This window comes from Arenibacterium sp. CAU 1754 (assembly GCF_054482635.1).
This window is the reverse complement of sequence record NZ_JBTLRG010000002.1, coordinates 871,109-886,739: the sequence shown is the minus strand read 5'-3', so window position 1 is coordinate 886,739 and position 15,631 is coordinate 871,109. Positions and strand designations below refer to the sequence as shown.

Annotated in this window: 16 protein-coding genes; 11 read left to right on the top strand and 5 right to left on the bottom strand. The window is 57.9% G+C overall.

Annotated elements, in window-relative coordinates:
• Positions 1–10 precede the first annotated feature (10 nt).
• Together ACXYMO_RS11065 and ACXYMO_RS11060 are read right to left on the bottom strand one after the other, a co-directional pair.
• Positions 11–697 carry a dimethylsulfonioproprionate lyase family protein gene (locus ACXYMO_RS11065; RefSeq protein WP_014880570.1) on the bottom strand — a complete coding sequence of 229 codons (687 nt, stop codon included), beginning with the start codon at positions 695–697 and terminating at the stop codon, positions 11–13.
• Entirely contained in the window at positions 694–2,325 is a 1,632-nt protein-coding gene (locus ACXYMO_RS11060; protein WP_458878745.1) for a fatty acid--CoA ligase, read from the bottom strand. The genes ACXYMO_RS11065 and ACXYMO_RS11060 overlap by 4 nt, the downstream gene beginning before the upstream one ends.
• A 210-nt stretch (positions 2,326–2,535) precedes the next feature.
• On the opposite strand from ACXYMO_RS11060, the gene ACXYMO_RS11055 reads away from it, so the two are divergent.
• Positions 2,536–3,459, top strand: coding sequence for a LysR substrate-binding domain-containing protein (locus ACXYMO_RS11055; protein WP_102859942.1), 924 nt, complete (start codon positions 2,536–2,538; stop codon positions 3,457–3,459).
• Between the two features lie 33 nt (positions 3,460–3,492).
• On the opposite strand, the gene ACXYMO_RS11050 is transcribed toward ACXYMO_RS11055, so the two are convergent.
• The 3 genes from ACXYMO_RS11050 to ACXYMO_RS11040 form a co-directional block, all read right to left on the bottom strand.
• Positions 3,493–4,551, bottom strand: a complete 1,059-nt coding sequence (locus ACXYMO_RS11050; RefSeq protein WP_073256172.1) for a quaternary amine ABC transporter ATP-binding protein — start codon at positions 4,549–4,551, stop codon at positions 3,493–3,495.
• 12 nt (positions 4,552–4,563) lie between these two features.
• Positions 4,564–5,592 carry an ABC transporter permease gene (locus ACXYMO_RS11045; protein ID WP_073256169.1) on the bottom strand — a complete coding sequence of 343 codons (1,029 nt, stop codon included), beginning with the start codon at positions 5,590–5,592 and terminating at the stop codon, positions 4,564–4,566.
• Between the two features lie 67 nt (positions 5,593–5,659).
• Positions 5,660–6,631, bottom strand: coding sequence for an ABC transporter substrate-binding protein (locus ACXYMO_RS11040; protein ID WP_102859944.1), 972 nt, complete (start codon positions 6,629–6,631; stop codon positions 5,660–5,662).
• A 342-nt stretch (positions 6,632–6,973) separates the two neighbouring features.
• Here ACXYMO_RS11040 and ACXYMO_RS11035 point away from each other — a divergent pair, with 342 nt between their 5' ends.
• From ACXYMO_RS11035 to ACXYMO_RS10990, 10 genes are all read left to right on the top strand, one after another.
• Positions 6,974–7,327 (top strand): hypothetical protein, encoded by a 354-nt coding sequence (locus ACXYMO_RS11035; protein ID WP_254658543.1) that lies wholly within the window; start codon positions 6,974–6,976, stop codon positions 7,325–7,327.
• A 64-nt stretch (positions 7,328–7,391) separates the two neighbouring features.
• Positions 7,392–7,970, top strand: coding sequence for a lytic transglycosylase domain-containing protein (locus tag ACXYMO_RS11030; protein ID WP_458878744.1), 579 nt, complete (start codon positions 7,392–7,394; stop codon positions 7,968–7,970).
• A complete protein-coding gene (locus ACXYMO_RS11025) occupies positions 7,970–8,260 on the top strand; it encodes a TrbC/VirB2 family type IV secretion system protein (protein WP_114885057.1) in 291 nt (96 codons plus the stop codon). The genes ACXYMO_RS11030 and ACXYMO_RS11025 overlap by 1 nt, the downstream gene beginning before the upstream one ends.
• Before the next feature lie 7 nt (positions 8,261–8,267).
• A complete protein-coding gene (locus ACXYMO_RS11020) occupies positions 8,268–8,546 on the top strand; it encodes a VirB3 family type IV secretion system protein (RefSeq protein ID WP_458878743.1) in 279 nt (92 codons plus the stop codon).
• A complete protein-coding gene (locus ACXYMO_RS11015) occupies positions 8,536–10,902 on the top strand; it encodes a VirB4 family type IV secretion/conjugal transfer ATPase (protein ID WP_458878742.1) in 2,367 nt (788 codons plus the stop codon). The genes ACXYMO_RS11020 and ACXYMO_RS11015 overlap by 11 nt, the downstream gene beginning before the upstream one ends.
• 197 nt (positions 10,903–11,099) lie before the next feature.
• Entirely contained in the window at positions 11,100–12,194 is a 1,095-nt protein-coding gene (locus tag ACXYMO_RS11010) for a lytic transglycosylase domain-containing protein (RefSeq protein WP_458878741.1), read from the top strand.
• Positions 12,191–12,970: a type IV secretion system protein gene (locus tag ACXYMO_RS11005; RefSeq protein ID WP_458878740.1), complete on the top strand. Its 780-nt coding sequence runs from the start codon at positions 12,191–12,193 to the stop codon at positions 12,968–12,970. Before ACXYMO_RS11010 ends, ACXYMO_RS11005 begins: the two co-directional genes overlap by 4 nt.
• A gap of 4 nt (positions 12,971–12,974) precedes the next feature.
• Positions 12,975–13,625: a VirB8 family type IV secretion system protein gene (locus ACXYMO_RS11000; RefSeq protein ID WP_458878739.1), complete on the top strand. Its 651-nt coding sequence runs from the start codon at positions 12,975–12,977 to the stop codon at positions 13,623–13,625.
• Between the two features lie 3 nt (positions 13,626–13,628).
• On the top strand, positions 13,629–14,324 hold the full coding sequence (locus tag ACXYMO_RS10995; protein ID WP_458878738.1) for a TrbG/VirB9 family P-type conjugative transfer protein: 696 nt from the start codon (positions 13,629–13,631) through the stop codon (positions 14,322–14,324).
• A complete protein-coding gene (locus ACXYMO_RS10990; RefSeq protein ID WP_458878737.1) occupies positions 14,317–15,630 on the top strand; it encodes a TraB/TrbI/VirB10 family type IV secretion system protein in 1,314 nt (437 codons plus the stop codon). The genes ACXYMO_RS10995 and ACXYMO_RS10990 overlap by 8 nt, the downstream gene beginning before the upstream one ends.
• Position 15,631 lies beyond the last annotated feature (1 nt).

Sequence of the window (15,631 nt, the reverse complement as noted above, 5' to 3'; positions counted from 1 at the left end):
TTTGGAAACCTCAATTGGACTGTTTGGCAAGATCTTGTTCGATCTCTGCCCAATCGTCGAAGTGGATTACGTTGCAGGGTGAATTCACGTTCTCGAGCCAGACAAAGACGGAGATGAATGGCTGGTCATAGACCCGGGTGGCGTGGGGATCGCCCGCCGCGTTCCAGATAAGTGATCCAGCCGGATAATCCTGCCAGTCACGGGTGCCAAACCGCCAACCAGATTTCTCGGACAGGTTCAGGTACAGCTCTGGCGCGTCGTGGTTGTGGTCGCGATACAGCGTCCTTGGACCCAGCATGAAAATGCCAAGGTTGAAATCGGGATGGTGATGTCCACATGCGTCTGGCCCAATCAGCAGAGTATGTAGGTTACACTTTGTGTATCCCTCGCCCAATTCGGCACCAGGGGGATAGAATTGGGCGTTGTCTTCGCGCCAGATCAGATCATCCTTGGCCGCTTTCAGACAACCTGCGATTTCCTGCAATTCGGGGGCGACAATCCCGGCGATGGCGTTCTTCAGAACCTCATCGTGCCGGGTTCCTTGGGGAGGTAAATCAATGAGCCTCTCACCCTTCAGGTCCATGGCTGCCAGCTTGTCCAACGTCAGGTCAACGCCGCGCGTGGCAGCTCTGTGAGCCTGCAGATAGGTGACAATGGACCCGATAAGCGCCTGAATACGGCGTTGCTTGTCTGTCATGATTTAAAGTCCGAGCGCGTTGAAATATCTTTCCGCACGAGTTTCTTGTCGAGCTTGCCGACGCTGGTTTTAGGTAGGCGGTCGACAAAGACTATCTCGTCTGGAACTGCCCATTTTGAGATCTCGCCTGCACCGACACGCGACTGGATTGCTTCAATGACTCTCAAGCGCACAAGATCCGGGTCGGCATCCTTTGCGGCTTGAGCGACCAACACTGGCCTTTCGCCCCATTTCGCGTGCGGCAGCCCGATTGCTGCGACGTCCTCAACGCCGCTGCAAGACGATGCTATGTTTTCCAGTGCCAGTGAAGATATCCATTCGCCGCCGGTCTTGATCACATCCTTGAGGCGGTCAGTAATCTGCAACGATCCATTCTCGCGGATATACCCAACATCCCCGGTATGCAGATACCCACCGTCCCAAAGCTCATCCGAGGCTTGCGCATTATCCAGATAGCCTTGTGTCAACCAGGGAGCCCGAGCAACAACTTCGCCGGTTGTTTCGCCGTCATGTGGAACGTCCTGCATATCCGGTGTCACAACACGAAGGTCGACAAGCGGGCCGGGAAAGCCGGTTTGCGCCTGCATCTCGGGGTCATTGCTGGACAAATCGGCCACCGTCAGAAACGGACAGGTCTCGGACATCCCATAGGCCGCATGCAAGGATATGCCTGCCGCCGCCGCCCGGTCCTGCAAATTGCGCGGCAAAGAGGCCCCGCCAATGATCACTTTCCATCTGTCCAGGTCAATTTGTGGGCAGCCCGGATGGTCGAGCACCATTGACAGAACCGTGGGCACGCAGTGGGAAAAGGTGACGTTTTCGTCTGCAATCAATCGCAAGATGGTGTCAGGGTCATATCGACCGGGATAGACCTGACGCAGCCCCAGCATCGTTGCGGCATATGGAAATCCCCAGCCGTGGACGTGAAACAAGGGCGTCAGCGGCATGTAGACGTCGCCGCGATGAAATCCGGCATTCCCGGGCCACGCGCCGAAACCTGCGATCAGTCCCAATGTGTGAAGGACCAACTGCCGGTGTGAATAGCTCACCCCCTTGGGATTGCCGGTGGTCCCGGTCGTATAAAACAGGGTTGCCGTTTGGTTTTCATCGAAGTCCGGGAAGTCAAAGCAGCCTGGGGCCTCGCTTATCCACTCTTCATACCCTTCTCCGTCTCCAATCGACACGATGATGATGTCTCGATTGAAGCCCGATTTGATATCATCAATGAGCGGCATGAAATCGCGGTGCACGATAATCAGGTCCGGCTGCCCATGGTTGATAGTATAAAGAACCTGGGCAGGAGATAGACGGACGTTGATCGTGAAAAGGGTCGCGCCCATCATCGGGACCGCAAAAAAACATTCAAGATAGCGGTGTGTGTCCCAATCCATGACGCCGACGCGCATGCACTCACGTATCCCGCTGACCTTTAAAGAATTGGCAAGTTGGCGCACGCGTTTGCCCAAGTCCGCGTAGCTCAGCCGCATTTCGGTGCCGCTGACGATCTCTTGGCAGGCGGACGCAATGTTCGATCTGGTTAACAAGTGCTTGATCAGCAACGGATAGCCATATGCATTAGACGAAGGTGACAATGGTGGCATGAAGGTGGAATCCTTGAGCTTCTTCACCTGCTAATCTGGCATTTCTCGTCCAGTTGAAGAATTGAAAGGAATTTCCTTTCATCAAGAAATTCTAACCGATCACATCGCACCGCGAATTGCGTGCTACCCCCTGAAAGGTTATGAAAAAGAGTATCTATACCCTGCTATATTCGCGCCCGTCGTCGGATAACTCTGCTTGAGGGTAAGCAGAATTGATTTCATCGAGGAGATGCAGCAATGACCACTCACATGCCCACGCTGGTTTCACTGCGCGCTTTTGAGGCGGTGGCGCGTCACAAGAGTTTCCGAAAGGCCGCTGACGAGATTTGTGTGACCCATGCGGCAGTCAGCCACCAGGTCAAAGCATTAGAAACAACAATCGGCGTTAAACTACTGGAACGCACAAGCCGTTCGGTCGAGCTAACACCGGCTGGCGAGCAGTATTACCCACCAGTACGCGAACACATTCAGGGAATCATCAAAGCCACTCGGCGCATCCAGACACCTGAGGAACCGGACGTGTTGCTCGTTCAGTCCTACGCAAGTTTCAATACAATGTGGTTACAGCCCAGATTGGCAGACTTTCTTCAGGATAATCCAGACACACGCGTGCGCATAGTCTCTACCTTTGAAGACGGTGATTATGACATGCACCGGTTCGATGTGGGCGTGTTCAATGCACCACCATTTGACAAACGGTTTGACTATAGCCCGTTGTTCGAAACCGATATCTACCCAGTATGTGCTCCGGAGGCCTTGAAAACCGCAAGCGGTGGAATGCCGCTGGAAGAGCTAAAAAATTACCTGTTGCTGAGTGTCCCAAACACATGGAATGAGCCGGATGACTGGGACTGCTGGTTGGATGCGGCGGGCTTAGATCGCGAAACGATGAAATTTGGCTCTGTTTTCGACAATTACCCGCTTGTCCGCGAAGCCGTTTTGAACAACAACGGAATGAGCATCTCAAGGGCACCGTTTTGCACGCGTGATCTTGAAAGGGGGCGCTTGGTCAGACCGTTCGACATTTCGGTGCCAGAGCCAGGCCGCTGGTATCTGGCGACGCAAAAAGAGCGTGCACCCAACCCCAAGCTCGATACATTTATCGACTGGCTGTTCGAACAGATCGAGGCCGACCCAGCCATGCGGTTCTTCCGGGCCTGATCTGTTGAATTACAGCTCTGCCGTCAGCGCGCGTCAGGACTGACGCGCACCTGCTTCGGAGGCAACACGAGGGACGAGAGCGCGAACCAGTTCGGTCATGTCCAGTGTGCCGACCGTCTGCTCCCCATCCTTGACAACATAGGCGTGTGACGTATCCCCGCCGGACCGCGCGATCATGCTTTCGAGCGTGTCGTTCACGTCCACTTCGCCATGGGCATCCGCGGGCACTTTGTCATCCCCAAGTGGGGTCATAACCGAGCGCACCCGCAGAACCCGTGCGCGGTTGATGTCGCTCACGAAGTCTTCGATGTAGGGATCGTTAGGGTTCAACAGAATATGCTGCGGCTCGCCCTGTTGTACAACAAAACCATCCTTCAAGATCACAAGGTGATCGGCCAGCTTCAGCGCCTCATCAAGGTCATGCGTGATGAAGATGATGGTCTTGTGCAGCTCTTTTTGCAGCTCGAGCAGCAGGTCCTGCATGTCGGTCCGGATCAGCGGGTCAAGTGCCGAGAAAGCCTCGTCCATCAGCATGATCGGTGTGTTTGCACTCAGTGCCCGAGCAATGCCCACACGCTGTTGCATCCCACCAGACAGCTGCGCCGGATAATGGTTCTCGAACCCGCTCAGACCGACGCGATCCAGCCATTTCGCGGCTTCGCGGTCGCAGGTGGCCTCGTCTTCGCCACGCACCGACAAGGGCATGCCTGCATTCTTCAGCACGGTCTTGTGCGGCAATAACGCGAACTTCTGGAACACCATCGACATCTTTTCCTGTCGAGCATGGCGCAACCCGTCCTCGGACAGTTGCATCACGTCCTCACCCTGCACGATGATCTCGCCCGCAGTGGGTTCGATCAACCGGTTCAGGTGGCGGATCAGAGTAGATTTCCCAGAGCCGGACAGGCCCATGACCACTGTGATTTCCCCCGCCTGCATATCGACGTTGATATTGTTGAGCCCCAACACGTGCCCGTGCTGCGCCAGCAATTCTTCCTTGCCCATGCCTCCTTTGACATGCTGCAACACGTCCTTGTCGCGGGCGCCAAATATTTTATAGAGCCCGGACAGGCGGACCATTGGTTGTGTCATTGAACCGGCTCCTTAATGTTTGACTTGGGTCTTATCGACCCGTGTGAGAGCTGCCTTGGACACGCGGTCAAGGATCACGGCCAGCAGAACAATGCCGATGCCAGCGACGATGCCCACACCCAGTTCAAGGTTTCGGATACCGCGCAACACGTTCACGCCAAGGCCAGGGGCCGAAACAAGAGAGGCGATCACGACCATGGCAAGGCTCATCATGATGGTCTGGTTGATCCCGGCCATGATGTTCGGCAGCGCCAGCGGCAATTGTACTCGCATCAGTTTCTGGCGGTCATTCATGCCAAAGGCATTGGCCGCTTCGATCACGTCCTGATCTACAAGGCGGATGCCCAGATCGGTCAGGCGGATCACCGGGACAATCGCGTAAAGGATGATCGCGATCCCATAAAGTTTCGATTCCGTGACCGAGAACAAGAAGATTAGAGGGATCAGGTACACGAAGGTCGGCAGGGTCTGCAGCAGGTCGAGTAACGGAACCACGCTTTTTTGCAATCGGTCGGATTTCGACATGGCAATGCCAATGGGCACACCGAACAGCACCGATATCGTCGTACATACAAAGATGATCGACAGAGTCTGCATCGCCACATCGTAGTGGTCTACGACAGCCAGCAGCATAATCGAGACGGCGACAAAGATCGTCACAGGGCGCGAACGCGAGGCGTACCAGGAAATCGCCACCAGAAGCGGGACCATGATGAACCACGGCATCGCTTCAAACAGCCAAAGTGCGCCATCCAACATCCAGCTCAGTGGTTGTGTGATCGGGTCCAGAACAGTTTTCAGGACCGGTTTGGCTGCCAGAAACCCTTCTTCGATCCCGTTGGTTACATCGCGCGACTGCCATATGCGGTTGCAGCTTTCATGCAGATTATCAAACGAGGGAATTGGCATGAGCGGTCCAGAGGCCTCTTCTCCTCCTGCTTGCGCCGCAAGGTCCGCCAGCGAAAGAGGCGCTTTATCGTCTGACGTGCCACACCATTCGCTCAAACCCAATGCGCTGAATAACTTGTCATAGAAGGCCATTTATCCCACTTTCCGATCTACTTCAGTGCGTTAGGGGCATCGCTGAGGATGCCCCTGTCCGTGCAGTTTACTGCAGCAATGCGGAAAGTTTGTCGCGCGCAGCATCGTTAAGCCACGCCCCCCAGACATCCTTGTAGGTCGTCAGAAAGTGCACAGCACCTTCATCGTAGGAGGCATTGTTGTCCTCGACCCATGCCAGCGTTTCGCCCATCTGTGCGTTGGTGAAGGACAGATTTGTCATCAGCTCAGAGATTTCTGCGTTTTCAGCCATGAATTCCTTGGAAAGAACTGTAACCACTTCACTGCGAGGGAAGGCGCTCATTGCTGGCGTGTCGCATTCCGCTGTGATGTTGCAGGCGTGCTTTTCAGGGTCATGGGGGCCCATATCGACCAGGGTCATCGGGTATTTGCCCAGTACCGATGTCGGTGCCCAATAAAAGCCGAACCACGGCTCTTTGTTTTCGTAGGCGGCAGCGATCGAAGCCGCAAGGGTTTCGCCTGATCCATGCACGAAGTTTTCAATGCCTGCATCAATCAACCCGCCTGCCTTCATCAGGTTGGTGCTGACATTCAGACAAGTCCATCCCTCGGGGCAATTGTGAAAGCGATTTCCGACGAGTTCGGGATTGGCTGCGATGCCTTCAATTGTTGCCAGTTCCGGATGCTCCTCCACAAGGTAGTTCGGAACAAAGAACCCTTCGACACCGCCATCTGATAGAACTTCGGTCACAGGAATGATTGCACCTGAGTCAACCAGCCCTTGGTAAGCCGGCGCGCCGTTTGTCCAGATTTCAGTCAGAATATCAGGCTCTCCAGTCTCGGATACGGATGCCAGCGCGGGGTTGCTCGAGAGCGGAACCGTCGTCACTTCGCAACCATAGCCTTGCTCCATCAGGAACTTCGAGACCGCGGTCACAATTTGCGCCGACCCCCAATCGGCCTGCATCAGTGATACTTCACCGCAGTCGTCTGCCTGGGCCGCCGAGGCGGTGATTGCCGCAGCAAATAAGCACCCGAGTCCCGTTGAAATCTTGAACATTTCTTTCCTCCTTGTTATCGGCGAAACAGGGACGGAGAAACGCTCCAAGCCAAAATTCGCCTTGTTTGTAGCGATGATTTGTACCGACAGGCCTATGAGCAAAAAACTGAAAAGAATTTTGAATCATGTACAATTGTTTACAGGTGGAGGGATGACTCCCAACTCAAAACAGCCAGAGCCGCCCACGTTTGTTTCAAAAGCCCCTTATTATCTTGGCTCAGCCACTCCGTTGCAGTAAATTTGTTTCAACGCATGAAGGGTGCAACAACTCAGGTTGCACCTATTGATTGCAAGATTATAATATTGTATCGGTTCGTTAGTCCATGAGGGACTGCCGGGCCAATGCACAATTCTGCAAGGCTCGATCCTATGAATTTGATGCAAGACGCCCCCAATGTTGTCAGCGAAGAAGGGCTGCGCACACTGCTCGCCGAAGGACATTCGGCAGATGTCGTGTGCCGAGTTAAGCCCACACGTACAGGTGCTCAGTGGTCTGGAGTTTGGACCGTGCATTGTGTCTCGCCAGACGGCGAGACGCGCCGCTTGCTCGTTACCGCGCGCAACAACATGGCTGCGCGAGAATTCAAGACAATCAACGGCTTATCTAGCTTCCTTGCCGGGCTCGGTGCTTCGATCATCTCTATCCCCATGTTCGAGGGCAAAGTCGCCTCGCACAAACTGGACGACGCGAGCTAAGCCCCTTGCCGTCCTCGCAGCACTCTTTGCTGCCCCCGCCTATTCTGAAGGCTTCGTGCTTTCCATGCGTGCAGATGGTCAGCTGGAGACCAAAGCACCGCAATCAGGTTTCGCGCAAAGCTACGTCGATGGTATTGGCGCAAACCCACCAGAGCTGATCGTATTCGCAGCGCCGGAACCTGAAGCTCCCCCTCCTGCACCCACCCGCGCAGTCCCCCGGCCCGAGATCCTAGCAGCGCTTGAAAGTACCGCGCATCGTTATGGCGGGCACCCGGCGTTGCGCCAGGCAGGCCTGTCGGTGAGTGAGTGGCAGGCACTCTTTCAAGCTAATATCGAGATCGAAAGCGCCTATCGCCCAAACGCGCGCAGCTCCGCAGGCGCGATCGGCCTCGGTCAGTTGATGCCCGCAACGGCCGCACAGCTCGGCGTGGATCCGCATGACTGGCAGGCAAACCTCGACGGCTCTGCCCGCTACCTTCTGATGATGTTGGCGCAGTTCGGCACGCCCGAACTCGCGCTTGCTGCCTATAATGCGGGGCCTGACGCGGTCGCGCGCCATGGCGGCATCCCTCCCTACCGAGAAACCCAAAATCATGTGCGCCGCGTCGTGGCCGTGCGTGACCGACTGACTGGAGTCTCCTGATGCACATACAATTCCGCACGATCCTGTCGCTGGCTCTGGCCAGCTTGATGATTGCTAACCCGGCGCTTGCGCAAAGCATCGACCTCTCGCCGGTGCAAAACCTTTTGCAGGGTATCGTCGACACGATCACCGGCCCCTTAGGCATTGTCATCGGCACCTTGGCCTTGATCGGTGTGTTTCTCTCCTGGCTCTTCGGCATTCTGGATTTCCGCCAGGCCCTTTGGGTACTGGTCGCTATCGCAGGCATCGCAGCTGCGCCGACCATCGTGACCGCCATCTGGGGCGCGTAAATCCGGCATGGCAACGCAAACCCGCCTCTTCCTGGGCCTAATCCGGCCGCCAAAGCTCATCGGCTTGCCGATCATGTATGCCATGGTTTGGCTCTTCGGGTTTGTGTTGCTGTTTCTGTGGGTCCAGAGCTGGCCGGTGATCACCATCGCCGCTCTGGCCTATCCTGCGCTGTGGAAAGCGGCGGATTGGGATCCGGCCTTTCTTGAAGTTATGGTCACTACGCTGCAGGAAACGCCGCCCACCCCGAACCGCAAGATCCATTCGGGGGACAGCTATGCTCCGTGACCCCTCGGATGATCTTGAAACGCTGCCGGACTGGGCGCGCAAAGAGCGCCCAATGGCCAGCATGCTGCCCTATGTCAGTCTCGTGAATGACGTGACGATCCGCACGCGCGGCAATGCGCTGTTCCAGTGCATCCGCATTGATGGCGTCAACAGCATGACCAGCGATGACGCACATTTGGAGAAGATCCGCGCGCTCTTCGCGGCGATCATTGCGCAGATTGGGCCAGAGTACAGTTTCTACGTGCACAAGGTCTCCAGGGCGATTGAGACCGCGCTGCCGCAGGTGCCCGAAGAAGGGTTTGCGCAAGAGTTGGACACCCGCTGGCAAAAGGCGATGGCGCGGGCGGGTCTGCGGGACAAGACACTGACGCTCACTGTGCTGAAACGCCCTCCCTTGGGCGCGCGATTGCGCCTGAAGCGCTCAGATTCGATCGCTCAGTTGAAAGGCCAGACAGCCAAGCAGCTGCGCAAGCTCGAAGAGGTCGTTGGGTTTCTGCTGTCGTCTTTTGCCGAGATGAACCCGCGCCTGCTCGGCGCTGAAAGCGGCGAGCTACTCGGGTTCCTCGGAGCGCTCAATATCGGCCAAGAGCGACCCCTCTTCGCAAAATCCCGCTTTGGCATCATTGCCGAGGATGTTGCCAACACCCGCGTCACGTTTCAGGGGCGAAGCTTCACGCTCGACGATGGGACGGCGGGCAAGCGGTTTGGCACCAGCTTTGCGATCAAGACTTACCCAGCCAAAACCTGCTGCACCATGTTCGATGAACTGAACCTGCCGGTCGACATGGTGGTCACGCACTCCTTCACACCGATCAACAGCAACATCATGGCCAGCCGGATCAAGCGCCAACAGCGTCTGATGAAGGCCAGCGATGACGGCGCGATTTCCCTCGCCGAAGAACTGGTCGACGCGCTGGACGACTTGGAATCCAAACGGCTCAGCTTTGGCGATCATCACATGACAGTCACGGTTTTCGCCGAGACCGAGGAAAAGCTGGAAGCAATTGCCGCCGAGGTGCGCAACATCGCGGCCAGTGAAGGGGTCAATCTGGTGAATGAGAGCTTTGCGACTCGGACCCATTATTTCGCGCAGCATCCGGGCAATGGGCAGATGCGCAGCCGCAAGGCCGCCATCACCAACACGAACTTTGCCGATCTCGCGGCGCTACATCGCGGTCAACTGGGCAAACCCGGACACAAAGTGCCTTGGGGCAAGCCGATCACCCTGTTTCCAACACCTGAACGCTCGGGCTTCCTGTTCAACTACCATGAGACGGGTCAGCCAGACAAAGAGCCGACGGGCGGGCACGCCTTGATCCTCGGCCGTCCTGGCTCAGGCAAGTCAGTGCTGTCGGCCTTCCTCATGACCCAAGCCCGTCGCTGCGACGCGCGCGTCTTTGTCTTCGACTATCGCGCGGGCATGGAAATGGCGGTGCGCGCCAATGGCGGGCGCTACAGTGCCATCAAGGCGGGTGAAGCAACCGGTCTCAACCCGCTGCGCACCGAGATCGACGGGCGCGGTCAAGCCTGGCTCTCCGATTGGCTGGCCACGCTGCTGCATCGCACCGACAAACCCCTGAGTCCGGTTCAGATCAACCGCATCCAAGAAGTGGTGCGCCAAAACGCCGGGGCGAGTGATGCCGCCCTTCGTAATTGGCAGGATCTGGCCTCGCTTTTTGTGGCGGGGGCGGATGAAGGGGATCTGTTCGAACGGATCCAGGAATGGACCGCCGATGGCCGCTATGGCTGGATCTTCGGTCAAAGCGCTGAGGATACCTTCTCGCTCGATGGTGATGTCGTGGGCTTCGATCTGACCGGCATTCTCGACAGCGAAAGCGAAAAGGAACGCATGGCCGTCCTGTCCTACCTATTTCGGCGGGTGGAACGCGTGATCGAAGATCGCAAGCCGACGTTGATCATCATCGACGAGGCCTGGAAGGCGCTGGATAACCCGTATTTTGCTGACCGGCTCAGCAACTGGCTTGTGACCGCGCGCAAACAGAACGCGGTCGTCGTGATGATGACCCAATACGCAAGCCAACTTGAGAAAACCCGCACCGGCAAAACGATTGTCGAGGCTGTGCCGACGCAGTTTTTGCTTCCCAACATCCGCGCTTCGGCCAGTGATTACACCATGCTGGGCCTTTCTGAGAAAGAGCTCAGTGTTTTGCTCGGCACCGGCAGCAACTCCCGTCTGGCGCTGGTGCGCGATGATCAAGGTTCGGTGGTGATCGATGCCGACCTGAGCGCGCTCGGCCCCTACCTCACGATCCTTGGCGGCATGAAAAAAGGCGAAGCGCTGGTTGGCGCGGATTACCGCCAAAACCCCGATTTTTGGAGACAGATTGATGCGTAGACTTTGCGTGCTGACCCTCACCCTTTTGACCCTGACAGCCTGCGCGGAATATCGGCCGTCTGAAGCCGAATGCTTTAGTTCTTTCGCCGAGGTCAGCCGCAGCAATTGTAATTTCGAGCTGCTTGGGCCGATTGGAGGATTCGGTGGGTAGGCACCGCCAGCATATCTTTGCGGGCTTGGTGTGGTTCGCCGCGCCAATGGCCTATGCTCAAGGCGTGCCGACCTTTGATGCGGGCATGTTCCTGCAGCGCGAGCGCGTGTTGCAGCAAAGCGAACAAGATCTGGCGCTGCAACGGGATCGGTTAACCAAAGAGGAAGAGCTTGAAGAGCTCGAGCAAGAACAACTCCAGGCGCTGGAAGACATCCTCAATGCCACGACGTTGGCCAGCGGGAACTCAGGCGCACTGGTCGCGAGCTTGGAAGCGGGTTCATCACCTGAAAGCGCCGCAGAAACGCTTTACGGTCCGGTCGACCCAAACCCCGGCGCGGCACAGATGTTCGGCGATGCATCCGGCTCGATCGAAGAGCTGATCATTCGGGCCGCGCAAGAAACGCACCATATGTCCGGCGTGCGCGCAGCGGGCCTGTCGCCCAAGCAATGGCGCTGCCTGTTGCAGGCGCTGATCTGGCAAGAAAGCCGCTTCACCATCGGCGCGCGCTCACCTGTTGGCGCATTCGGCCTAACCCAGATTATGCCCGGCACGGCCCAGGATCTCGGGATTTATCCGGCCTACTATGAAAACCCCTACATCCAAGTCACCGGTGGCGCGCGCTATCTAGCGCAGATGCTGGCCATGTTTGACGGCAACATCGTACACGGACTCGCGGCCTACAATGCTGGTCCCGGCAACGTGCAGCGCTACGGTGGCGTGCCGCCCTTCACTGAGACCCAACACTACGTTCAGGTGATCCCCGAGCGCTACAATCTCTACCTTGCACGCGTCGGCGGCGTTGACGCGCTCGGCACGATTGATCCAGTTTTGCTCGCCAACTCCACCATGAGCCTCACCTCTTTCGGCGCAGGGGTCTATGGCGATTATTCCTTGGTCTCCGTGCAAGCGGCCGCGCTTCGGGTGCAGGACATCATCACCCGCATCGGCGAGACAGATGACATTCACGCGGCCATGTCGCTCAACACCTATGCGCGGGCAGAACTCGCCCGCCTGATCGCCATCCGCACGCGCCTCAAGGCCGCCCATACCCGCCCGCTTAGCGCGGCCGAGCTGGCTATGGCGGCCGCGCAGGCCCGCGAACAAGACTTCATGCAATTCGATCTGGAGGTCCTTCGATGATCCGCTTTCTTTCTGTCATCTCCACTTGTGCCCTCTTGGTTGCGTCACCTGCGTCTGCCCAAGGTGTTCCGACAGTCGACACGCGCAACATCGCACAGGAAATTCGCCAGCTGCAGCAAATGCTGGAGGATTTCGGGATCCAGACCGACCAGCTCGACACGCTTCTCGAACAGCTCGACTTGGCGCAGCAGCAACTCGACACGTTGAACGAGACCTACGCAGCCCTGACCGGTGCGACAGACATCATTGACATGGCCATGGGCGGTGACCTCGATGGGCTGTTGGACCAAGAATTCGGCGATCTCCTCGGCACCATCCGTCAAATCCAAAGCGGCGATTTCAGTGGCCTCATCGGCAATGCAGCCCCTCAAATGGAAGGCCGCATGACGCAAGCCTTGGAGGATGCAGGCTTTGACCAAGACAGCCTGTCCGAAATGGCCAGCAGCGGCAATCCGGGCGCGGAACGCATTGCCAGTCAGGCGGGCACCGGGGCGGTGATGTCGGCTGCGGCGGAGAACAGTTATGACGAGGCCGCGCAATCCCTCGAACGGGTCGAACAGCTGGTCTCGCTGATCCCCGACATGGAAACGCTCAAAGAAGCCGTCGATCACAACACCCGCGTCACAGCCGAGCTTGCCATCGCAATGACGCGCATGTGGGAGCTCGAAGCCATTCAAACCGTCGGCGCTGGCCAATCCGGAGTGGTCGATGCCGCGACGTTGGCCGAAGAGCGCCGCTACATGGACTTCACTCTGCCGGACCTGCGGGCGGATTGATCCCATGAACAGTGAGGCAGAAATCATCGAAGAAGAGCTCGTCTACGGCGCACGTCGACGCGAGCTCATGTGGCAGAAGCTGGGGCTGACAGGCATGGCGTTTGGCATGGCAGGTTGCCTAGCCGCTGCCCTCGTGGCCCTGCTCGACGTGGACCCACCGCCCTTGATCGTGCCCTTTGATAGCGAAACCGGCATGGCCCTCCCCAATGCCGTGGTTGAAGCGGTCTCACTCACGGAACGCCCCGCGATCATCGAGGCACAGGTCTACCGCTATGTCATCGATCGAGAGACATACAATCAGCTCGACAATGACGTGCGGGTGCGGCGGGTCCTTGACCAGTCAGACGGCGCGGCCGCTGCAGGGTTGCGCGCGCTTTGGACCAGCGGCCATGAGGCCTATCCGCCCGACAGCTACGGTGCAGATGCCCGGCTTGATGTCGAGGTGCTTTCGATCACCCATTTCAGCGCCAATCGTGCCCAGGTGCGCCTGCGCAAGCGGCTGAATTCACCGCGCGGCAGTCAAAACGGGCTCTTCACCGCAACGCTGATGTTTGAGTTTCGTCCCGAGAATAGTCGGTCGATCGACGATGTCTGGCAGAACCCCTTCGGCTTCACTGTAACCGAATACGCAATCCGTTCGGATCGTTTGGAGTAACCAATGCACCGCCTGTTCCTGATCCTCGCCCTAATTGTTCCGCTTGCTGGCACCGCCTATGCCGAGACCCAGCCGCGCCAAGGCCCCTATGATGCCCGCGTCCGGCTGGCCACCTATCAGGATGGGCAGGTCTACCGCATCCGCACCAGCCTGACCCATGTGACCAGCATTGAATTCGGCCAAGGCGAGACCATCCGCTCGATCATTGCAGGCGACACTGAAGGGTTCCTGTTGGATGGTGTGCCCGGAGGCCAGGCCTTTGCGATCAAGCCAGTCTCTCGCGGCGCGCATACCAACATCACCGTCTATACCTACCGGCGCAGTTACTATTTCAATGTGACCGAGGCAAGCTCGCCGACTTTTTACGTTATTCGTTTTACCTATCCCGAGGCGGCCCCTCGGCAATCGCGTATAGCCGCAAGCCAACCGGCAAACCACGCCTACGGCGTCAGCGCGCGATCCGAGATTACCCCGCGCGAGATTTGGGATGATGGCACTTTCACCTATTTCCGCTTTGCCGCGAACGCGCCGCTGCCCGCGATCTTTCGTTGGTCCGGCGGCAATGAGCGAAGTGTCAATGCTCTAGCCCGACCAGACGGCGTGATCCGCGTATCGGGTGTTAGTGATCGATGGGTTCTCAGGCTCGGTGAGGACGAGATCTGCGTCCAAGAGATGAGCGAGGCAAACCGCGATGAGTGAAACAGCCGAGCTTAAGAAACGCCTCGAAGCGCTTGAAGGCAAAACACAAAACGCGAAGGCGCGCCCGTCTGTTGTCACTATTGCCCTGGGCATAGTGGCAATCGCGGCCCTTGGGGGACTCATGCTGTTGTTCTCTGGCGGCTCTGAACCCGAAGGCCTCGAAACCGCCTCACCGGATGAGTTCCAAGCAGCGGGACCGGGCTTTGGTGCGCTCGAGCCCACGCCTGCACCGATTGACACAACCCCGCCGCCAGAACCGGAACCAGACAGCGAAACAGAAGAACTGCGCGCGCAAATGGATGCAATGCGGAGCGAGCTTGAGGCGATTCGCAACGCGCCAGCACCTGAGGCTACGGCCGTCGATACAGAAGCGTTGGACACCTTAGGCGCAGAGATCGACGCGCTTCGCAGCGAGGCAGCCGCAACACAGGCCGCCATGCGCGAGGAGCTGGAAGAACGTGCACGGCAAATCCAGCGACTGCAGAATGATCTGGAACTTGCGCGCCTGGAAACCCCGCGCACGCCCGCTCCAACCGGCCCCACGGCCGAAGAGCTGCGCCTTCAGGAACTGGAACGGCGGCGACAGGCAGAGCTTGAGGAGCTGCAAGCTCGCATCGCCAGCCCAATCATCGCCTTTGGCGGCACCGGAGGCGGCAACAATGAAACCGCCGCGCAGCAGCGGCGGCTTGACGGTGACACAGACTTTGTCCGCAATGGCGCTGAACCCGCTGAGGTGACGCAGGCCCAGGTGATTGTGAACCCGTCAAACACGGTTATTCAGGGCACGATGATCCAGGCCGTGCTTGAGACCGCAATCGATAGCTCGCTCGCCGGTCAAGTCCGCGCAATGGTGTCTGAAGATGTCCACGCCTATGACGGCTCACGCATCCTGATCCCACGCGGCGCGCGCCTCATCGGGCGGTATCAATCCGGCCTCGATATCGCTCAACAACGCGTGACGATCGCCTGGGACCGGATCATTCTGCCCAGCAACCAGACCGTCGAAATCAGCGCTTTTGGTGGTGATGAACTGGGGCGGTCCGGCACGACCGGCTTTGTCGACAGTCGTTTCGGCACGCGGTTTGGGTCAGCCGCCCTGATATCGCTGATCGGAGCCTTGCCTGCCGTGGCAGCCCAGAACACCGAAGATGAGATCGCGTCGGACGTGCTCGAGGGCATTGGCGAAGACCTTCAGGACAGCGCGCAAAGCGTGATTGGCGAATACCTCTCCGTCTCGCCCGTGATCTATGTCGACCAAGGAGCGCGCGTCACCGTGATGGTCGACCGCGATCTGGAGATCTTCTGAT